At 71.6% G+C, this 16,056-nt stretch carries 16 protein-coding genes and 1 other RNA gene; 10 read left to right on the forward strand and 7 right to left on the reverse strand.

From position 1 onward, the window contains the following. Window positions 1-551: 551 nt before the first annotated feature. A complete protein-coding gene (gene cysE / locus MKK68_RS21295; RefSeq protein ID WP_187274774.1) occupies window positions 552-1,412 on the reverse strand; it encodes a serine O-acetyltransferase in 861 nt (286 codons plus the stop codon). A 28-nt stretch (window positions 1,413-1,440) separates the two neighbouring features. Next, a complete protein-coding gene (locus tag MKK68_RS21300; protein WP_147843484.1) occupies window positions 1,441-1,638 on the reverse strand; it encodes a hypothetical protein in 198 nt (65 codons plus the stop codon). A 257-nt stretch (window positions 1,639-1,895) separates the two neighbouring features. Between MKK68_RS21300 and MKK68_RS21305 the strand changes: the two genes are divergently transcribed. The 8 genes from MKK68_RS21305 (at window position 1,896) to MKK68_RS21340 (ending at window position 9,390) form a co-directional block, all read left to right on the forward strand. Next, the gene (locus tag MKK68_RS21305) at window positions 1,896-2,321 is read left to right on the forward strand and encodes a YeeE/YedE family protein (RefSeq protein WP_244032875.1); all 426 of its coding nucleotides are present in this window, start codon (window positions 1,896-1,898) and stop codon (window positions 2,319-2,321) included. Beyond that, window positions 2,321-2,770 carry a DUF6691 family protein gene (locus tag MKK68_RS21310; RefSeq protein ID WP_409567296.1) on the forward strand — a complete coding sequence of 150 codons (450 nt, stop codon included), beginning with the start codon at window positions 2,321-2,323 and terminating at the stop codon, window positions 2,768-2,770. The genes MKK68_RS21305 and MKK68_RS21310 overlap by 1 nt, the downstream gene beginning before the upstream one ends. A gap of 362 nt (window positions 2,771-3,132) precedes the next feature. Beyond that, window positions 3,133-3,573, forward strand: a complete 441-nt coding sequence (locus tag MKK68_RS21315; RefSeq protein ID WP_147727343.1) for a VOC family protein — start codon at window positions 3,133-3,135, stop codon at window positions 3,571-3,573. A 44-nt stretch (window positions 3,574-3,617) separates the two neighbouring features. Continuing rightward, window positions 3,618-4,026, forward strand: an RNA gene (gene rnpB / locus MKK68_RS21320) — RNase P RNA component class A. A gap of 522 nt (window positions 4,027-4,548) precedes the next feature. After that, window positions 4,549-5,595: a 16S rRNA (cytosine(1402)-N(4))-methyltransferase RsmH gene (rsmH, locus tag MKK68_RS21325; protein ID WP_147843480.1), complete on the forward strand. Its 1,047-nt coding sequence runs from the start codon at window positions 4,549-4,551 to the stop codon at window positions 5,593-5,595. After that, window positions 5,592-6,008 carry a hypothetical protein gene (locus MKK68_RS21330; protein WP_147727345.1) on the forward strand — a complete coding sequence of 139 codons (417 nt, stop codon included), beginning with the start codon at window positions 5,592-5,594 and terminating at the stop codon, window positions 6,006-6,008. The genes rsmH and MKK68_RS21330 overlap by 4 nt, the downstream gene beginning before the upstream one ends. 5 nt (window positions 6,009-6,013) lie before the next feature. Next, the gene (locus tag MKK68_RS21335; protein WP_409567291.1) at window positions 6,014-7,930 is read left to right on the forward strand and encodes a peptidoglycan D,D-transpeptidase FtsI family protein; all 1,917 of its coding nucleotides are present in this window, start codon (window positions 6,014-6,016) and stop codon (window positions 7,928-7,930) included. Further along, complete coding sequence (locus MKK68_RS21340) at window positions 7,927-9,390, forward strand: UDP-N-acetylmuramoyl-L-alanyl-D-glutamate--2,6-diaminopimelate ligase (RefSeq protein WP_244032877.1); 1,464 nt, start codon at window positions 7,927-7,929, stop codon at window positions 9,388-9,390. Before MKK68_RS21335 ends, MKK68_RS21340 begins: the two co-directional genes overlap by 4 nt. Before the next feature lie 243 nt (window positions 9,391-9,633). On the opposite strand, the gene MKK68_RS21345 is transcribed toward MKK68_RS21340, so the two are convergent. Beyond that, window positions 9,634-11,166: a flavin-containing monooxygenase gene (locus MKK68_RS21345; protein ID WP_147729266.1), complete on the reverse strand. Its 1,533-nt coding sequence runs from the start codon at window positions 11,164-11,166 to the stop codon at window positions 9,634-9,636. Between the two features lie 213 nt (window positions 11,167-11,379). Between MKK68_RS21345 and MKK68_RS21350 the strand changes: the two genes are divergently transcribed. Beyond that, window positions 11,380-12,075 carry a TetR/AcrR family transcriptional regulator gene (locus MKK68_RS21350; protein ID WP_147729267.1) on the forward strand — a complete coding sequence of 232 codons (696 nt, stop codon included), beginning with the start codon at window positions 11,380-11,382 and terminating at the stop codon, window positions 12,073-12,075. 12 nt (window positions 12,076-12,087) lie between these two features. On the opposite strand, the gene MKK68_RS21355 is transcribed toward MKK68_RS21350, so the two are convergent. The 4 genes from MKK68_RS21355 to MKK68_RS21370 form a co-directional block, all read right to left on the reverse strand. Next, window positions 12,088-12,873 (reverse strand): SDR family NAD(P)-dependent oxidoreductase, encoded by a 786-nt coding sequence (locus tag MKK68_RS21355; protein WP_243938816.1) that lies wholly within the window; start codon window positions 12,871-12,873, stop codon window positions 12,088-12,090. Window positions 12,874-13,331: 458 nt separating this feature from the next. Then, complete coding sequence (locus tag MKK68_RS21360; RefSeq protein WP_187274983.1) at window positions 13,332-13,475, reverse strand: hypothetical protein; 144 nt, start codon at window positions 13,473-13,475, stop codon at window positions 13,332-13,334. A gap of 3 nt (window positions 13,476-13,478) precedes the next feature. Further along, window positions 13,479-13,865 carry a hypothetical protein gene (locus MKK68_RS21365; protein ID WP_243938814.1) on the reverse strand — a complete coding sequence of 129 codons (387 nt, stop codon included), beginning with the start codon at window positions 13,863-13,865 and terminating at the stop codon, window positions 13,479-13,481. 405 nt (window positions 13,866-14,270) lie between these two features. Then, window positions 14,271-14,870 (reverse strand): superoxide dismutase, encoded by a 600-nt coding sequence (locus MKK68_RS21370; protein WP_147729591.1) that lies wholly within the window; start codon window positions 14,868-14,870, stop codon window positions 14,271-14,273. A gap of 241 nt (window positions 14,871-15,111) precedes the next feature. Here MKK68_RS21370 and MKK68_RS21375 point away from each other — a divergent pair, with 241 nt between their 5' ends. Then, on the forward strand, window positions 15,112-16,032 hold the full coding sequence (locus tag MKK68_RS21375; protein WP_244032878.1) for a hypothetical protein: 921 nt from the start codon (window positions 15,112-15,114) through the stop codon (window positions 16,030-16,032). The last annotated feature ends 24 nt before the right edge of the window (window positions 16,033-16,056 follow it).

The raw sequence follows: 16,056 nt of genomic DNA on the forward strand, positions 1-16,056 counted from the left end.
CCGACGTGACGGTCGCGGTCGATAGATTGCGTGCTGCCGATGCGCCCACGCTCTGCCCTTGTCCGCTCATCGTTCGTCGTCCCCGCTTGATTGTCGTTCGAGCCCGGGCACGTTGCTGTGCCGGCATGATGTATCGGCCGCAGCCACCCCGCATGAAGGGATGGCGCGTTCGGATGAAGCATCGAATGCTTGACGTCCACCCGCGACGACCTGCGTCGCGTCTTGGAACGTTCGTGGTCTAGCCTCGGCCGCGATGCGCGGTCAATAGAACGATTTTCTCAAGTTGCGATGTCTAGCATAAATGCCGGCTATCGAACGCTGGTATGATGAATTACGGTGCCGTGCAGTCGTTTTTCTGGAGAATGTACTTCTCCAAAAGCCTCGTCCGGCGATGAAGGCTAAGCTCGTCCCACCGTCCGCTCGACCGTTCCGACGCCCGCGCGGGACGAGCGACCCTTCCCGTCGCCGAGACGAGCGAGACGAGCGAGACGGCGCAGCCGACGGCGCCTCCGATCGTGGCCGCGGGCCGGTCGCCTTCGCATCGGCCCGTGTCAGATCCCGTCCCCGAAGAACTGGTCCATGCTCTGGGCCGGCTCCTCGCTGCGCGGCAGCTTCGACACCACGCGCGCCGGCACCCCGGCGACCGTGGTGTGGGCCGGCACGTCGTGCAGCACGACCGCGGCCGCCGCGACGCGGGCGCCCTCGCCGACGCGGATGTTGCCGAGCACCTTGGCGCCGACGCTGAGCAGCACCCCGCGCTCGATCTTGGGATGGCGGTCGCCGCTTTCCTTGCCGTTGCCGCCGAGCGTCACGGATTGCAGGATCGAGACGTCGTCGGCGATCACCGTGGTCTCGCCGATCACCACCCCGGTGGCGTGATCGATGAACACGCCGGAGCCGATGCGCGCCGCCGGGTGGATGTCGGCGCCGAACACTTCCGAGATCCGGCTCTGTACGTGCAGCGCCAGCGTCGCCCGGCCCTGGTGCCAGAGCCAGTGCGCCACCCGGTAGCCCTCCAGCGCCGCCAGGCCCTTGTAGAACAGGAACGGGTCGAGATAGCGCCGGCAGGTCGGGTCGCGCTCGCGGATGGCGACGAGGTCGCGCACCGCGTGGGCGCCGGCATGCGGGTCGGCCTCGAAGGCGGCGAGGCAGAGGTCGCGCATCGCCAGCCGCGACAGGTCGCCGTCGCCGAGACGGTGCGCGAGCCGGTAGGCGAAGGCCTGCGCGATGCTGCGCTGGTCGAGGACGGTCGCCTGGATGATGCCGGCATAGAGCGGCTCCTCCACCAGCGCCGCCTCGGCCTCGGCGCGGACCTCCGCCCAGACCGCGTCGACGCTCGTGCTGCGGCTCGTCGTCCGCAGCGGCGCCTGCGGCAGGGAGGAACGCGCCTCGAGGATGGCTCCGAGGCTCATGCGGCGACCCGCGAGCGGATCGGCATCCTCACGCCGTCCGCTTCTCGAAGATATCCGGCAGGTAGCGATGCAGGGTCTCGTGGCCGTCGAACTTGACGTCGAGGGTGACCCGGGCCGCCTGCGCCTCGTCGTGCGTCTCGACCACGCGACCGAGGGCGTGGCGCCAGATGCCGAGCGCTTCGGCGACGTCGAGCCGGGCGAACACGACCTGATCGCCCTCGGCGATCGCGGCGGCCGCGCCGGTGCGATGCGCCCCCGCCCGCGGCGAACGAACCGGGGTCGGCGGCGCGAGGACGTCGTTGTCCTCCCAGGGGTCGAATTCGGAGATGCTTTGCGTCGCGGAAGCTCTGTCCAGCAGCATGATTCTTCCGTTAAGTTGTTGACTTGATTAAATAATTGGTGATCCTGCGGGGGATTGCAAGCCTTGTTTCCGGCGACCCCGCGCGATACGCCGGCCGCCGCACGCGAAGGAGGACCGCCCGCATGACCAGCACCGATCTGTCCGCGCTCGCCGGCGGAGCGCTGATCGGCCTCTCGGTGGCGCTGCTGCTGCTGCTGAACGGCCGCATCGCCGGCATCAGCGGTCTCGTCGCCGGCCTCGGCACCGACAGGGGCGAGCGCCGGCGGGTGGATGCCGCCTTCGTCGCCGGCTTGCTGATCGGGCCGCCGGCCTTCGCCTGGCTCTCCGGCGCGTGGCCGGAGATGCGGATCGTCGCCTCGCTGCCGGTGCTCGTCGTCGCGGGCCTGCTCGTCGGGTTCGGCACGCGGCTCGGCTCGGGCTGCACCAGTGGCCACGGCGTCGCCGGCCTCGCCCGTCTGTCGCCGCGCTCGCTCGTGGCCGTGCTCACCTTCCTGTCGGCCGGGATGGCGACGGTGGCGGCGGCGCGCGCCTTCGGGGGGGCGTGGTGATCGGCCTTCGGTGCCTGCTGGCGGGGCTCGCGGCGGGCGTGATCTTCGGGGTCGGCCTGTCCGTGTCCGGCATGCTCGACCCGGTGCGGGTCCGCGGCTTCCTCGACGTCACGGGAGCCTGGGACCCGAGCCTGATGTTCGTGCTCGGCGGCGCGGTCGCCGTCTCCGCGCTCGGCTATCGCCTGTCCCGCCGGCTGCCGCGGCCGGTCCTCGCCGACGCCTTCCAGATCCCGACGAACCGCCGGATCGACGCGGCCCTCGTCGGCGGGTCGGCCGTGTTCGGGATCGGCTGGGGGCTCTCCGGCTTCTGCCCCGGGCCGGCGGTCGCGGCCCTTTCGACCGGGAGGCTGCCCGTCGCCGTCTTCGTCGCGGCGATGCTGGTCGGGATGGCCGCCCACCGCTTCGCGACGGCGCCGGGATCGAGAGCCGCCGCGGGGCCGACGCGATAAGATCCCGGCGCCCGCACGCCCGCCGGACGATCGCGCCGCCAAGCCCGGACGCCGCCCTGACGGGATCCTGTGCGAAGCCGCCCCGAGGACGAAGAACGTCGCCGACGGGGCGGAGATCGTCGGGGCTCTTCCTTCGAAGCCCTGCGGCCCGACGGGGATGCCGCCGCCGCGTCGGCCGACGCGATCCAGGCGCGTGCCGCGATTCGCGACCGCGCCGACGGGTACGGCCTACCGGCCGCCCGATCGGGCGCTAGCTACCGCGGCGACCCGCCCGGCGCCGCGACCTTCGTCGGCTGCGCCGGGCGTCCCGCAGATCCGGCCGGGGAGGCGGGACGCCGCTCCGGCCCAACAGGATGCCGCCTATGGAATATTTGCACACGATGGTGCGCGTCGCCGACCTCGACACGGCGCTCGCGTTCTACGTCGACACCTTCGGATTGCAGGAGGTGCGCCGCATCGACAACGAGAAGGGCCGCTTCACGCTGGTCTTCCTCGCCGCCCCCGGCGACGCGGCCCGCGCCGAGACCACCAAGTCGCCCCTGGTGGAGCTGACCTACAACTGGGACCCGGAGACCTATTCCGGCGGGCGCAACTTCGGGCACCTGGCCTATCAGGTCGACGACATCTACGCCTTCTGCGCCCGGCTGAAGGACAAGGGCGTCACCATCAACCGGCCGCCGCGCGACGGCCACATGGCCTTCGTGAAGTCGCCGGACGGCATCTCGATCGAGATCCTGCAGAAGGGCGGCGCGAAGGAGCCGCAGGAGCCGTGGGCCTCGATGGAGAACACCGGCAGCTGGTAGCCCGCTTGACCCGGGCGGCCGATCCGGCCCACATCCGCGCCGGATCAGTCGGCCGGGCGGCCGCTCCGGGCGTCAGCCCGGGGAGGAAAGTCCGGGCTCCATGGAGAGACGGTGCCGGATAACGTCCGGCGGGGGCGACCCCAGGGACAGTGCCACAGAGAGCAGACCGCCCCGGGCCGCGAGGTCTCGGGGTCAGGGTGAAAGGGTGCGGTAAGAGCGCACCGCGGACGCGGCAACGCGGACGGCACGGCAAACCCCACCGGGAGCAAGACCGAATAGGGGCGGCGCGCCTCGCCTCGCGAGAGGCAGAGGCAGGCCCGCTCTCCAGGCCAGTCGCCCGGGTTGGTTGCTTGAGGCGGTCGGCAACGATCGTCCCAGAGGAATGGCCGCCACGTCCGGGTGCCTCGCGGCATCCGGGCCCTACAGAACCCGGCTTACAGGCCGGCTGATCCGCTCGCTCCCGGCCCGGCGCGTCGTCGGGAACCCCGGCTAAGCTGTTGACGGATCGTGCCGATCCTCGGGCGGCTGCGGGATCGTGGGGAATATATGCCCGCGCTGGGCGAAGCTGTGCGAAGCTTTCGCCGGCTGACGCTTTCACGTCGTCACTACAGTCGTTGATCGCAGCCCGAACCTCGGCCGACGCGACGAAAAATTGACCGTCGGTTAACCTTGTCGAGGTCAGATCGGACGTCCGCGATGCGGGTCTTCGCTTGCGTTGACGATCGTCAGAGGCCCATGGTACCCGCCAACATCTCGTCAACGGTGACTTCCGGATCGACGGACGCGCCCCGCGCCCAAGCGGGGATCGCCCGTGTGCGGGCCTTTGGCCGCCGCATCACCGGGACCGCCCAAACCGACCGCGCCGCGACGCAGCGGCCGGGTGCAGGCAGCCATGAGCCGAACCGTTCCCCCCGTCCACGGCGGGCTGCCTCGGCCGCGCGCGGCCCGGCGAACCTCCGCAGGCGGGGTGCCCCGATGACGCGCAAGCCCCTGGAGCCGGCCGGCGGACCGCACGTTCCGGTGCTGCTCGACGAGGTGCTGGCCGCCCTCGACCTGTGCGGGGCCGGGCTTGCGGTCGACGGCACCTTCGGCGCCGGCGGCTACACCCGCGCGATGCTCGCCGCCGATCCCGACCTGCGCGTGATCGGCATCGACCGCGACCCGTCGGCGATCGCCGGCGGCGCCGGGCTCGTCGCCGCCGCGAACGGGCGGCTCACCCTGGTTCCCGGACGGTTCGGCGCCCTCGACGCCCACCTCGCTGAGCTCGGCGAGGCGCAGGCCGATCGGATCGTGCTCGATATCGGCGTGTCGTCGATGCAGATCGACCAGCCCGAGCGCGGCTTCTCGTTCCGCAACGACGGCCCGCTCGACATGCGGATGGCCGCCACCGGCCTCAGCGCCGCCGACCTCGTCAACGAGGCCGAGGAGGCGGAGCTCGCCGACATCATCTACCATTACGGCGAGGAGCGGCGCTCGCGCGCGGTGGCCCGCACCATCATCGAGGCGCGCCGGCGCGGCCGGATCGAGACCACGGCGCAGCTCGCCGACCTCGTCGCCGGCGTCGTCCGCACCGAGCCCGGCAGCGGCATCCATCCGGCGACGCGCACGTTCCAGGGCCTGCGCATCGCGGTCAACGACGAGCTCGGGGAGCTGGTCCAGGCGCTGCACGCGGCCGAGCGGATGCTCGGGCCGGGCGGGCGGCTCGCGGTGGTGACCTTCCACTCGCTCGAGGACCGCATCGTCAAGCAGTTCTTCTCCGCCCGCAGCGGCCGCGCGGTCCAGGCCTCGCGCCACATGCCGAGCGCGCTGCCCGGCGGCGAGCCCGCCGCCGCCAAGAGCTTCAAGCCGGTGACCAAGGGACCGGTGCTGCCCTCCGATTCCGAGACCGCGCGCAACCCGCGCGCGCGCTCGGCCAAGCTGCGGGCCGCCGAGCGCACGGATGCACCCGTGCCGGCGCCGCTTGCCGCGATCCAGGCGCTCGCCGCGCTTCCCGAAGCCCCGCGCGGAGGCGCACGCCGGTGATCCGCCTGCTCAACCTGCTCGCCGTCGCCGGCCTCGTCGCCTCGGCGATCTACGCCTACTCGATCAAGTACGACACGCTCTACCAGGGCGGTCAGGTCTCGAAGCTGAAGAGCGGCCTGCATGCAGAGCGGCAGGCCATCGCCGTGCTGCGCGCCGAGTGGCAGCTCCTGACCCGGCCGGACCGGCTGCAGGCGGCGGTGGAGAAGCACCTCGCCCTGGAGCCGATCGGCACCAGCCATCTCGGGCGCCTCGCCGACCTGCCGGCCCGGCCCGAGCGCGGCGACGAGATCGGCCGCCTGCTCGCGGCCACCGCGACGCCGAAGGAGAAGGGGCCGGCCTCCGAGCCCCGCACCACCGGATCGATCACCCGCACCGTCGTCACGACCCGCACGCCGAACGCGGCCTCGAGGTAGTCCCCGTGTCCCAAGACGCTCACGACGCCGCACCCGAAGACGACGCCCGCGATCCGCAGGCCGCCGACCCGCACGCGCTGCCCGACGACGCGGCCGGGCACGATCACGCCGAGCCCGAGCTTGAATCCGCGCCGCGTTCCCACGCCGTCGAGGAGCCGGTGCTCGAGACCGAGCCGCGGGTCCATCCGGGGATGCGCCTGTTCCGGGCGATGTTCCGCCTCGCGATCGAGCGCTCCTACACCCGCGTCGCGCTGGTCGGCCTCGCGTTCCTGGCGGTGTTCGGCGCGATCAGCGTGCGGCTCCTGTCGATCGCGATCTTCGGCGCGCCGCCGAGCCAGGAGCACCGGGTGGCGGCCGCCGCCACCACCGCGATCCGGCCCGACATCATCGACCGCAACGGCGAGATCCTCGCCACCGACATCCGCACCGTCTCGGTCTTCGCCGAGCCCGGCAACATCTACGACAAGGACGAGGCGGTCGAGCTGCTCACCGCCGTCCTGCCCGAGCTGAACGCCACGGAGCTGCGCGCCAAGCTCACCCAGAAGCCGGGCAAGAAGGGCGTCGGCTTCGTCTGGGTGAAGCGCGAGCTGACGCCGAAGCAGCAGGCCGAGGTCCACCGGCTCGGCATCCCCGGCATCGGCTTCCTGCCCGACCACAAGCGCGTCTACCCGAACGGGGTCGCCGCCGCCCACATCATCGGCGCGACGAACCTCGACAACATCGGCATCGCCGGGATGGAGAAGTACATCGACAACCAGGGCAACAAGGCCCTGAACGAGTTCGGCTTCGTCGCCAAGCAGACCGACCTCAAGCCGATCCAGCTCTCGGTCGACCTGCGCGCGCAGTTCGCGGTGCGCGACGAGCTGGCCAAGGGCATCGAGCACTTCAAGGCCAAGGCCGGCGCCTCGATGATCCTCGACGTCCAGACCGGCGAGGTGATCGCGCTGGTCTCGATGCCGGACTTCGACCCGAACAACCCGGTCGACGCCCTGTCCGACGACAAGATCAACCGCATGAACGTCGGCGTCTACGAGATGGGCTCGACCTTCAAGGCGATGACCCTCGCGATGGCGCTCGAATCGGGCAAGTACAACGTCAACTCGACCTTCGACACCCGCGGCGGCGTGCTGAGCTGGGGCCGCCAGAAGATCCACGAGTATCACGGCACCAACCGCGTCATCACCATGCCGGAGGTGTTCACCCACTCGTCCAACATCGGCTCGGCCAAGATGGCGCTCGGCGTCGGCGTGCCCGGCCACAAGGCGTTCCTCAAGAAGATGGGCCTGCTCGACCGGATGCGGACCGAGCTGCCCGAGTCGGCCATGCCGATCATCCCGCCGCGCTGGACCGAGATCAACACCATCACCATCGCCTTCGGCCACGGCCTCGCGGTGGCGCCGATCCAGGCGACGGCGGCGGTGGCGGCGATCGCCAACGGCGGCTTCCTGATGACGCCGACCTTCCTCAAGACCGACGTCAAGGAGGCGATGGCGAAGGCGACGCAGGTGCTGAGCCCGCAGACCAGCGAGGCGATGCGCTTCATCATGCGACTCAACGCGACCGAAGGCTCGGCTAAGAAGGCGGCGATCCCGTACTACTTCGTCGGCGGCAAGACCGGCACCGCCGAGAAGGTGATCGGCGGGCGCTACAACAAGAACCGCCTGTTCACGACCTTCATGGCGGCCGCCCCGATGGACAAGCCGAAATACCTGTTCGTGACCATCATGGACGAGCCGCAGGGCCTGCCGGAGAGCGGCGGCTACGCCACCGCCGCCTGGAACTCCGGCGTCGTCACCGGCAAGGTGATCGAGCGCGTCGCGCCGATCCTCGGCCTGCCGCCGCAATTCGAGCCGCCGGCCAAGCCCTTCCCGCTGATGGTCAAGCTCAACGCCTACCACGCCAGCATGGTCGGCGGCCCGTGAGCGCGCCGACCCTGGGCACCCTGTTCCCGGATGCGGGAACGGGCGAAGCCGGCCGCCCGGTGGCCGGGCTGACCGCCGACAGCCGCAACGTGGTGCCGGGCGGCGTCTTCGTCGCGGTGCCGGGGACCCGGGCCGACGGGCGGCTGTTCGCGGCCAAGGCCGCGGCGGCCGGCGCCGTCGCCGTGGTGGGGGAGGGCGACCGTCCCGCCGACCTGCCGCGGGATTGCGCCTGGATCGCCGTGGCGGATGCCCGCCGGGCGCTCGCGCTCGCCGCCGCGCGCCTGTCGGGCCGCCAGCCCGAGACCATCGTCACGGTGACCGGCACCGCCGGCAAGAGCTCGGTCGCCGACTTCGTCCGCCAGATCCTCTCGCGGATCGGGCGGGAATCGGCGAGCCTCGGCACCGTCGGCATCGTCACCAACCGCGGCGCCGCCTACGGCTCGCTGACCACGCCCGATCCGGTGACCCTGCACCAGACCCTGGCGCGGCTCGCCGACGACGGCATCACCGACCTCGCGATGGAGGCCTCCTCGCACGGCATCGAGCAGCGCCGCCTCGACGGCGTGCGGCTGGCCGCCGCCGGCTTCACCAATCTCGGGCGCGACCATCTCGACTACCATGCGACGGTCGAGGACTATCTCGCCGCCAAGCTCCGCCTGTTCGCGACCCTGCTGCCGGCGGGCGCGCCCGCCGTCGTCAACGCCGACGGCGCCTATGCGGACCGGGTGATCGCCGCCGCGACCGAAGCCGGCCACGCCATCCGCACCACCGGCCGCGCCGGCTCCGACATCCGCCTCCTTGATGCCCGCACCGAGGGCTTCGCGCAGGTGCTCGACCTCGACGGCCGCCACGGCCGACGCCGGATCCGGCTGCCGCTGGTCGGCGGGTTCCAGGTCGAGAACGCGCTCGTCGCCGCCGGCCTCGCGCTCGCCACGCCCGCCGGCGCCGCCGACCCCGACGGCGTGTTCGCGAGCCTGGAGCACCTCACCGGCGTGCCCGGCCGCATGGAGCGCATCGGCGAGGTCAACGGCGCGCTCTGCCTCGTCGACTACGCCCACAAGCCGGAAGCCCTGGAGGGCGTCCTCGTCGCGTTGCGCCCCTTCGCCACCGGGCGCCTGGTCGTAGCCTTCGGCTGCGGCGGCGACCGCGACCGCGGCAAGCGCCCGATCATGGGCGCCATCGCCGCGCGGCTGGCTGATACGGTGATCGTCACCGACGACAATCCCCGCTCCGAGGACCCGGCCGCGATCCGCGCCGCCATCCTCGCCGAGGCGCCGGGCGCCGGCGAGATCGGCGACCGCGCCGAGGCGATCCGCACGGCCGTGCGCGGGCTCGGGCCCGGCGACGTGCTGGTGGTGGCCGGCAAGGGTCACGAAACCGGCCAGATCGTGGGCGACCGGGTGCTGCCGTTCTCGGACCACGCAGTGCTGCGGGCGGCGATCGATGGGGATCTGCGATGAGCGCCGTTCCCGTGAAACACGACGACTGCCGCACGTCTCCCTCCCCCCTCTGCGGGGGAGGGTGGCCCGCGAAGCGGGTCGGGAGAGGGAAGCGCCGCATCCGGCACTGTCGCTCCCCTCTCCCGACCCTCGCTCACGCGAGGCCCACCCTCCCCCGCACCCAAGTCGGGCCTGCCCGACTTGGGCACACAGGGTGCGGATCTCGGGCAAGCCCGAGATCCGTCGGGGGGAGGGAAGGGAGGCTCACGCCGCGCGCTTGGCCGCCTCGCGGCGCGAGAACCGCATCGTGCCGTCGTCGAGGCGGCCGAACTTCAGGGCGGCGGTGTCGAGGATGTAGTTCTGGTGCAGCTTCCACGGCTTGGTGTCGGCCTGCTTCGGCAGCAGGTGCGCGGCGCGGGTGACGTAGCCGGAGGTCAGCGGCAGGGTCGGCTCGGTGTTGAGCCGGCCGGTATCCGCCAGGGGCTCGCAGCGCGCGAAGCCGTTGGCGTCCATGTGGTTGATGAGCCGGCAAAGGTAGCGCGCCGTCAGCTCGCTCTTCAGGGTCCACGAGGCGTTGGTGTAGCCGATCGTCACCGCGAAGTTCGGCACGCCCGACAGCATCATGCCCTTGTACAGGAACGTGTTCTCCGGCTCGACCGCGCGGCCGTCGACGGAAAGCGTCATCCCGCCGATCATCTTCATCCGGAGGCCCGTGGCGGTGACGACGATGTCGGCCGGCAGCGTCTTGCCGGAGGCGAGCCGGACGCCGTCCTCGGTGAAGCTGGCGATCGTGTCGGTCTCGACCGAGGCGGCGCCGGAGCGGATCGCCTTGAACAGGTCGCCGTCCGGCACGAGGCAGAGGCGCTGGTCCCACGGCTTGTAGCTCGGGGTGAAGTGCTTGGCGACGTCGTAGTCGGGGCCGAGCTGCGCGCGCACGCCGTCGAGGATGCGCTTGGTCATCGCCGCCGGCTTCTTGCGCGCGAACTGGTAGAAGAAGATGCCGAGCGCGACGTTCTTCGCCCGCGTCAGCCGGTGGGCGAGGCCGGCCGGCAGCTTTTCGCGCAGCCAATGCGCGATTCTGTCCCGGCTCGGCAGGGCGACGATGTAGGTCGGCGAGCGCTGCAGCATCGTGACGTGCTGCGCGGTCTTGGCCATCGCCGGCACCAGCGTCACCGCGGTGGCGCCCGAGCCGATCACCACCACGCGCTTGCCGTCCCAGGACAGGTCCTCGGGCCAGGCCTGCGGGTGCACCACCGGCCCGGCGAAGCGCTCGCGCCCGGGAAAGTCCGGGCTGTAGCCGTGGTCGTAGGCGTAGTAGCCGCTGCACACCGACAGGACCGCGCAGGTGTAGCGCACCGGCTCGGCGGCTTCGCCGACCTCGGCGTCGAGGGTCCACAGGGCGGCGGCCGAATCCCAGGCCGCCCGCACCACCCGGGTGCCGAAGCGTATCTTTTGGTCGATGCCCTCGGCCTGCGCGGTCTCGCGGACGTAGCTCAGGATCGAGGCGCCGTCGGCGATCGCCCGGTCGCTGCGCCAGGGGCGGAAGCTGAAGCCGAAGGTGTAGAGGTCGGAATCCGAGCGCAGGCCGGGATAGCGGAACAGGTCCCAGGTGCCGCCGATCGCGTCGCGGCTTTCCAGGATGGCGTAGGTCTTCCGCGGGCACTCGGTCTGCAGGTAGTGCCCCATGACGATGCCGGAGAGCCCGGCGCCGACGACCAGCACGTCGAAATGCCGGGCGGCGTCCGCGGCGGAGGCGGGCGCCCGAAGCGGACTCGTGGGGGGCGAGGCGTCGTTCATGGCGTCGGGCTCCGGCGGTTTCGCGCGTCGCCCCGATTTAAGGTGGACACCTTATAGACGTCAACGGGCTACCACCGTAAAATGCATCTGGCGCGAAACGTGATGGTGCCGGACGCGCCCCGCGCTCGGCGGATCGCAGGCCGGATCAGGGTGCGGGTGGATCGATGGGGCGGCCAAGTCGGACGGCGGGCCTGAGGCGATGAGGGCGGGGCGATGAGGACGGGCCCTGCGGCGCGCGCGAAGGATCTGCCGAAGGGCGTTGCCGGGGCCGCGGGCAGGAGCGGTGCGACGCGCGTCGCGAAGCCCGGCACGCGCGACCGCGTGCTCGCGGCCTGCCGCGACCTGTTCAACGAGCGCGGTCCGGCCGCCGTCACCACCGCCGAGATCGCCGCCGCGGTCGGCATCAACGAGGGCAATCTCTACTATCACTTCCAGCGCAAGGAGCAGATCCTGGAGGCGCTGTTCTCGGCCTTTGAGATCCGGCTCGAGGCGGTGGCGACGGCCTACGCGACGCAGGCGGGCGAGGCGCGCTACGCCCCCTACCTCGCCGGCTGGTTCACGCTGATGTGGGAGTGGCGCTTCTTCTACCGCGACGGCGGCACGATCTTCCGGCTCGCGCCGGCCCTGCGGCCGCGGCTGAAGACGGTCAGCGATTCCGGCCAGGACCACGTCCGGCAGGCGCTCGCCGGGATGAAGGCGGCGGGCCTGCTCAGGGCCGGCCCGGCGGAGACCGAGCACCTGATCGTCAACGCCTGGATCGTCTCTACCTACTGGATCGACTACCTGCGCTCGCGCCGCGGCCTCGGCGAGGTCCGGCGCGAGCACCTGGATTGGGGCGCGGCCCAGGTGGCGAGCCTGTTCCGGCCCTACCTGACCGAGGCCGGGCTCGCCGCCGCCGCGCTGGCCTGAGCCGCCGGCGGCTCAGGCCGCGCGGTAGCGCTCCGCCGCATGCGGCCGCCCGAGATTGGGCAGCATCGCCTGGCGCCCGGCCTCGTAGGCGCTCCACTGCCCGGCATCGGGCAGCGGCGGGATCGTCACGGTCTCGCGCCGGTCGAAGCCGACGAGGGCGGCGTCCACCAGCTCGCCGACCTCCATGACGTTGTCGAGGGTGTTCACGTCGGCGCCGGACCGCTCCCAGATCTCGGTGCGGGTGGCGGCCGGCAGCACCGCCTGGACGTGCACCCCCTTGGGCCCGAGCTCGAGATGCAGCCCCTGGCTGAGATAGAGCACGAAGGCCTTGGTCGCCCCGTACACCGACATGCCGAGTTCCGGGGCGAGGCCGACGACCGAGCCGATGTTGATGATCGCGCCGGTGCCGGCCCGGACGAAGCGCGGCGCCGCGGCGTTGGCGAGCCGCGTCAGCGCGGTGACGTTGAGGGCGATGAGGGCGGCGAGCGGACCGGGATTCTGATCGACGAAGGGCCCCAGTACCGCCGCGCCGGCATTGTTGACGAGCACGCCGATGCGCGCGTCCTCACGCAGGCGCGCCTCGACGCGGGCGAGGTCGGCCTCCACGGTCAGGTCGGCCTGGACCACGTCCACGGCGATGCCGGCCTCGCGCCGCAGCCGGTCTGCGAGGGCTTCGAGGCGCTGCCCGTCGCGGGCGACCAGCACGAGGTCGTGGCCGCGCCGCGCGAAGCGGTCGGCATAGGTGGCACCGATCCCGGACGAGGCGCCGGTGACGAGAACTGCGGGCTTGGTGGACATGGCCGATCTCTCCTGCTCTAACATGATGTTCATCATGTATAAACGGACATGATGACCATCATGGTCTGCGTCAAGCGCGGTGATCGGGGCCGGTGTGAGGTGGCGCACAGGGCGCGGTTTTCGCCGGATCGGATGCGAGCCGGCGGCTCAGCAAGCCGACGTCATGCGCCGCGACCGAAGCGGAAGCGCCTCTCCCTCCCCCCGACGGATCTCGGGCCTGCCCGAGATCCACACCGTGTGTGCCCAAATCGGGCGGGCCCGACTTGGGTGCGGGGGAGGGTGGCCCGCGAAGCGGGTCGGGAGAGGGGAGCGCGCTGTCCGGATATGGCGCTCCCCTCACCCGACCCTCGCTGACGCGAGGCTCACCCTCCCCCGCAGAGGGGGGGAGGGAAGTTGGGGTGGATTCACCGTCGCCTGGATGGATGAAGGCTGTTGCCCGTCTGAGCCGGGGGGGCGGATCAGCGATGCGCAGAGACGGGTTTGCTGGCCGAGCCCTGTTCCGCGCCGCGCGGGCGGAACGCCCGGCTGCCGAGAGCGAAGAAACCCACGGCCCCGCCGATGACGACGCCGACCAGCAGAAGGAGGAGATTCGTGTCGGGCATCGCTCAGCTCTCGCTCTGGATGAACCGAATGACGAACTGCCCGGAGGCGGGCAGCGCGGCGCCGAGGAGCATCCACCAGATGGCTTCGCCCTGCGGCCGGTTGTGATCCTTGACGTAGGGTACGATGAAGGCGGCACCTACGATAGCGATCCCCAGCGTGTTCGAGAAGCTGCCATAGAGCTTGATGTGCTCATTCCAACGCTTGGCCTCGAGCTTCCTGAGATCGGGCTCGAGTTCGATCCGCCTCCGCCGATGCGAGAAGTACAGTCGCAGAGCCGCGGCCGCAAAACCGGCCAGGGCGCCGAGAAGGGGAAGGGCCAGCCTGGTTCCGGTTCGGTCGGCGATCCAGTTGGCCGAGCCGTCGAGAAGACCTGCGAGGTCGCCGGGCATCGATTTCCCCCTCGGAGACCTGCGCCGGGAAACGGGCGCTCCCGACCGGCGGGACAATGTGCGTCGTAGGCGGATGGACGCCGCCGTCGCCAAGCTTGGACGCGGCCCGTTGGTCGACCTGCACCGGCCGTGCGATCGAACGCGACGAAAACGGCCGGTGCTGGACGCCTCGGGGCGGGACGACGCCTGTCAGGGGTGGCTTCCCTCCCCCCGCACCCAAGTCGGGCCTGCCCGACTTGGGCACACGGGGTTGCGGATCTCGGGCAAGCCCGAGATCCGTCGGGGGGAGGGAAGAGGCGGTGGCGTGATCGTCCAAGAGATGGGTGAAGGCCGTCGCCGATCCGGGACGTGGCGCCGCGAGGTGCGACGCCCGGCCCGCCAAGCGGCGACCTCCGCCACGCCGCCTCAGGCGGTGGCTTCGCCGTACAGCGTCTCGACGTGTTCCCAGTTCACGAGGTTCTCCAGGAACGCCTTGAGGTAGTCGGGGCGGCGGTTGCGGTAGTCGATGTAGTAGGAGTGCTCCCACACGTCGACGCCGAGGATCGGCTTGGCGCCGTGCACCAGCGGGTTCTCACCGTTCGGGGTCTTCATGATGGCGAGCTTGCCGTCCTTGACCGCGAGCCAGGCCCAGCCCGAGCCGAACTGGCCGATGCCGGCCTGGATGAAGTCCGCCTTGAACTTCTCCGCGCCGCCGAGATCCTCGTCGATCTTCTTGGCGAGGCTGCCCGGGATCGCGCCGCCGCCGTTGGGCTTCATCCACTGCCAGAAGTGCAGGTGGTTGAAGTGCTGGCCGGCATTGTTGAACAGCGGCTGGTTGTTGCCGTAGCTCGCCGTGACGATCTCCTCGACGCTCTTGCCCTCGAGACCGGTGCCCTCGAGCAGCTTGTTGCCGGTGTCGACGTAGGCCTTGTGGTGCTTGTCGTGGTGGAACTCGAGGGTTTCCTTCGACATGTACGGGGCCAGCGCGTCGTAGGCGTAGGGCAGTTCCGGCAGGGTGAAGGTCATCAGATTCTCCGTCTTGTCGAGGTCTTCTGGACGGGCGTGCGGAATCGCGCCGCGCGCCGCGCTCGACGGGGTAACGACCGGAAGGTAAGTCGGTGCCCCCGCCGCGGCAACGCCGGAACCGGCACGAAGCCCGTGGAAACCGCCACGCCGCGGGGCCGACTCCGGGTCGCCGGCGTTTTGCAAAACGCCGGCAAGGTCTTACTACGATCCTGGCGTATCCGGCCCCGACTTCGAGAGTTCCATGATCATTGCGCTGTTCGCGCTCAGTGCCGCGATGGTGATCGGCGGCGTCGTCGCCGTGATCCAGGGGTTCCCCTTCGTCCGCCTGGAGAGCGGGCTCTCCATGGTGATCGCGGGCGCGACCGTCGCCTCGGCCGGGGCGGTGCTCTCCGGCCTCGCGGTGGTCGCGATGGGCCTGCGCCGGGTCGCCCACGCCTTCGACGCCCGCCGCATCGTCGACGCCGTCAGCACGATGCAGGACGGGGTCCGCCTGCCCCCGGCGGCCCCCGCGCCGGCGTCCCTCGCGGTCCCGGCCGCGCCCGCGCCGACCGACCCGGCGCCGGCCCGCCCGATGCTGCCCAACGTGCTGGTGCCGGCCGCCGGCGCCGGCCTGCTCGGCGGCCAGAGCCGGACCGATCCGGTCTTCACGGAGGGCTACGCCGAGCCGTCGATCCCCGAGCCTTCGATGCCGGAGCCGGCCGAGGCCCATGCCGAGCCGGCGGTCCCGCACCCCGAACCGGCGGTCCCGCACCACGCGGCGCACGAGCCGGAGCCCGCCGCCCCGATGCCGGCCGAGGCGCAGGCCGAGCCGGAGCTGCCGCTCCCCGGCCTCACGCCGCCGGGGCCGGAGCCGGCCGCGCACGTCCCGCCGCCCCCGCCTCCGCCCGCCCCCGAGCCGGAGGACGACCTGTTCGCCCCGACCGAGCCGCCGGCCCTGCGCCGGAGCCTCGATGCCGAGCCCGCGCGGGAGGCCCCCGAGCCCGAGCCGGACACCCGCGAGGTCGTCGGCCGCTACGCCTCGGGCGGCAACACCTACGTGATGTACGCCGACGGCGCGATCGAGGCGGACACGCCGCAGGGCCGCTTCACCTTCGCCTCCCTCGACGAGCTGAAGGCCTTCGTCGAGGGCGGCGGCGAAGCCGGCAGCCGCGGCGCCGCCTGAAGGCGTTTCGCGCGCTCTCCTTCC

The organism is Methylobacterium sp. E-016 (genome assembly GCF_022829745.1).
Classification (GTDB): Bacteria; Pseudomonadota; Alphaproteobacteria; order Rhizobiales; family Beijerinckiaceae; genus Methylobacterium.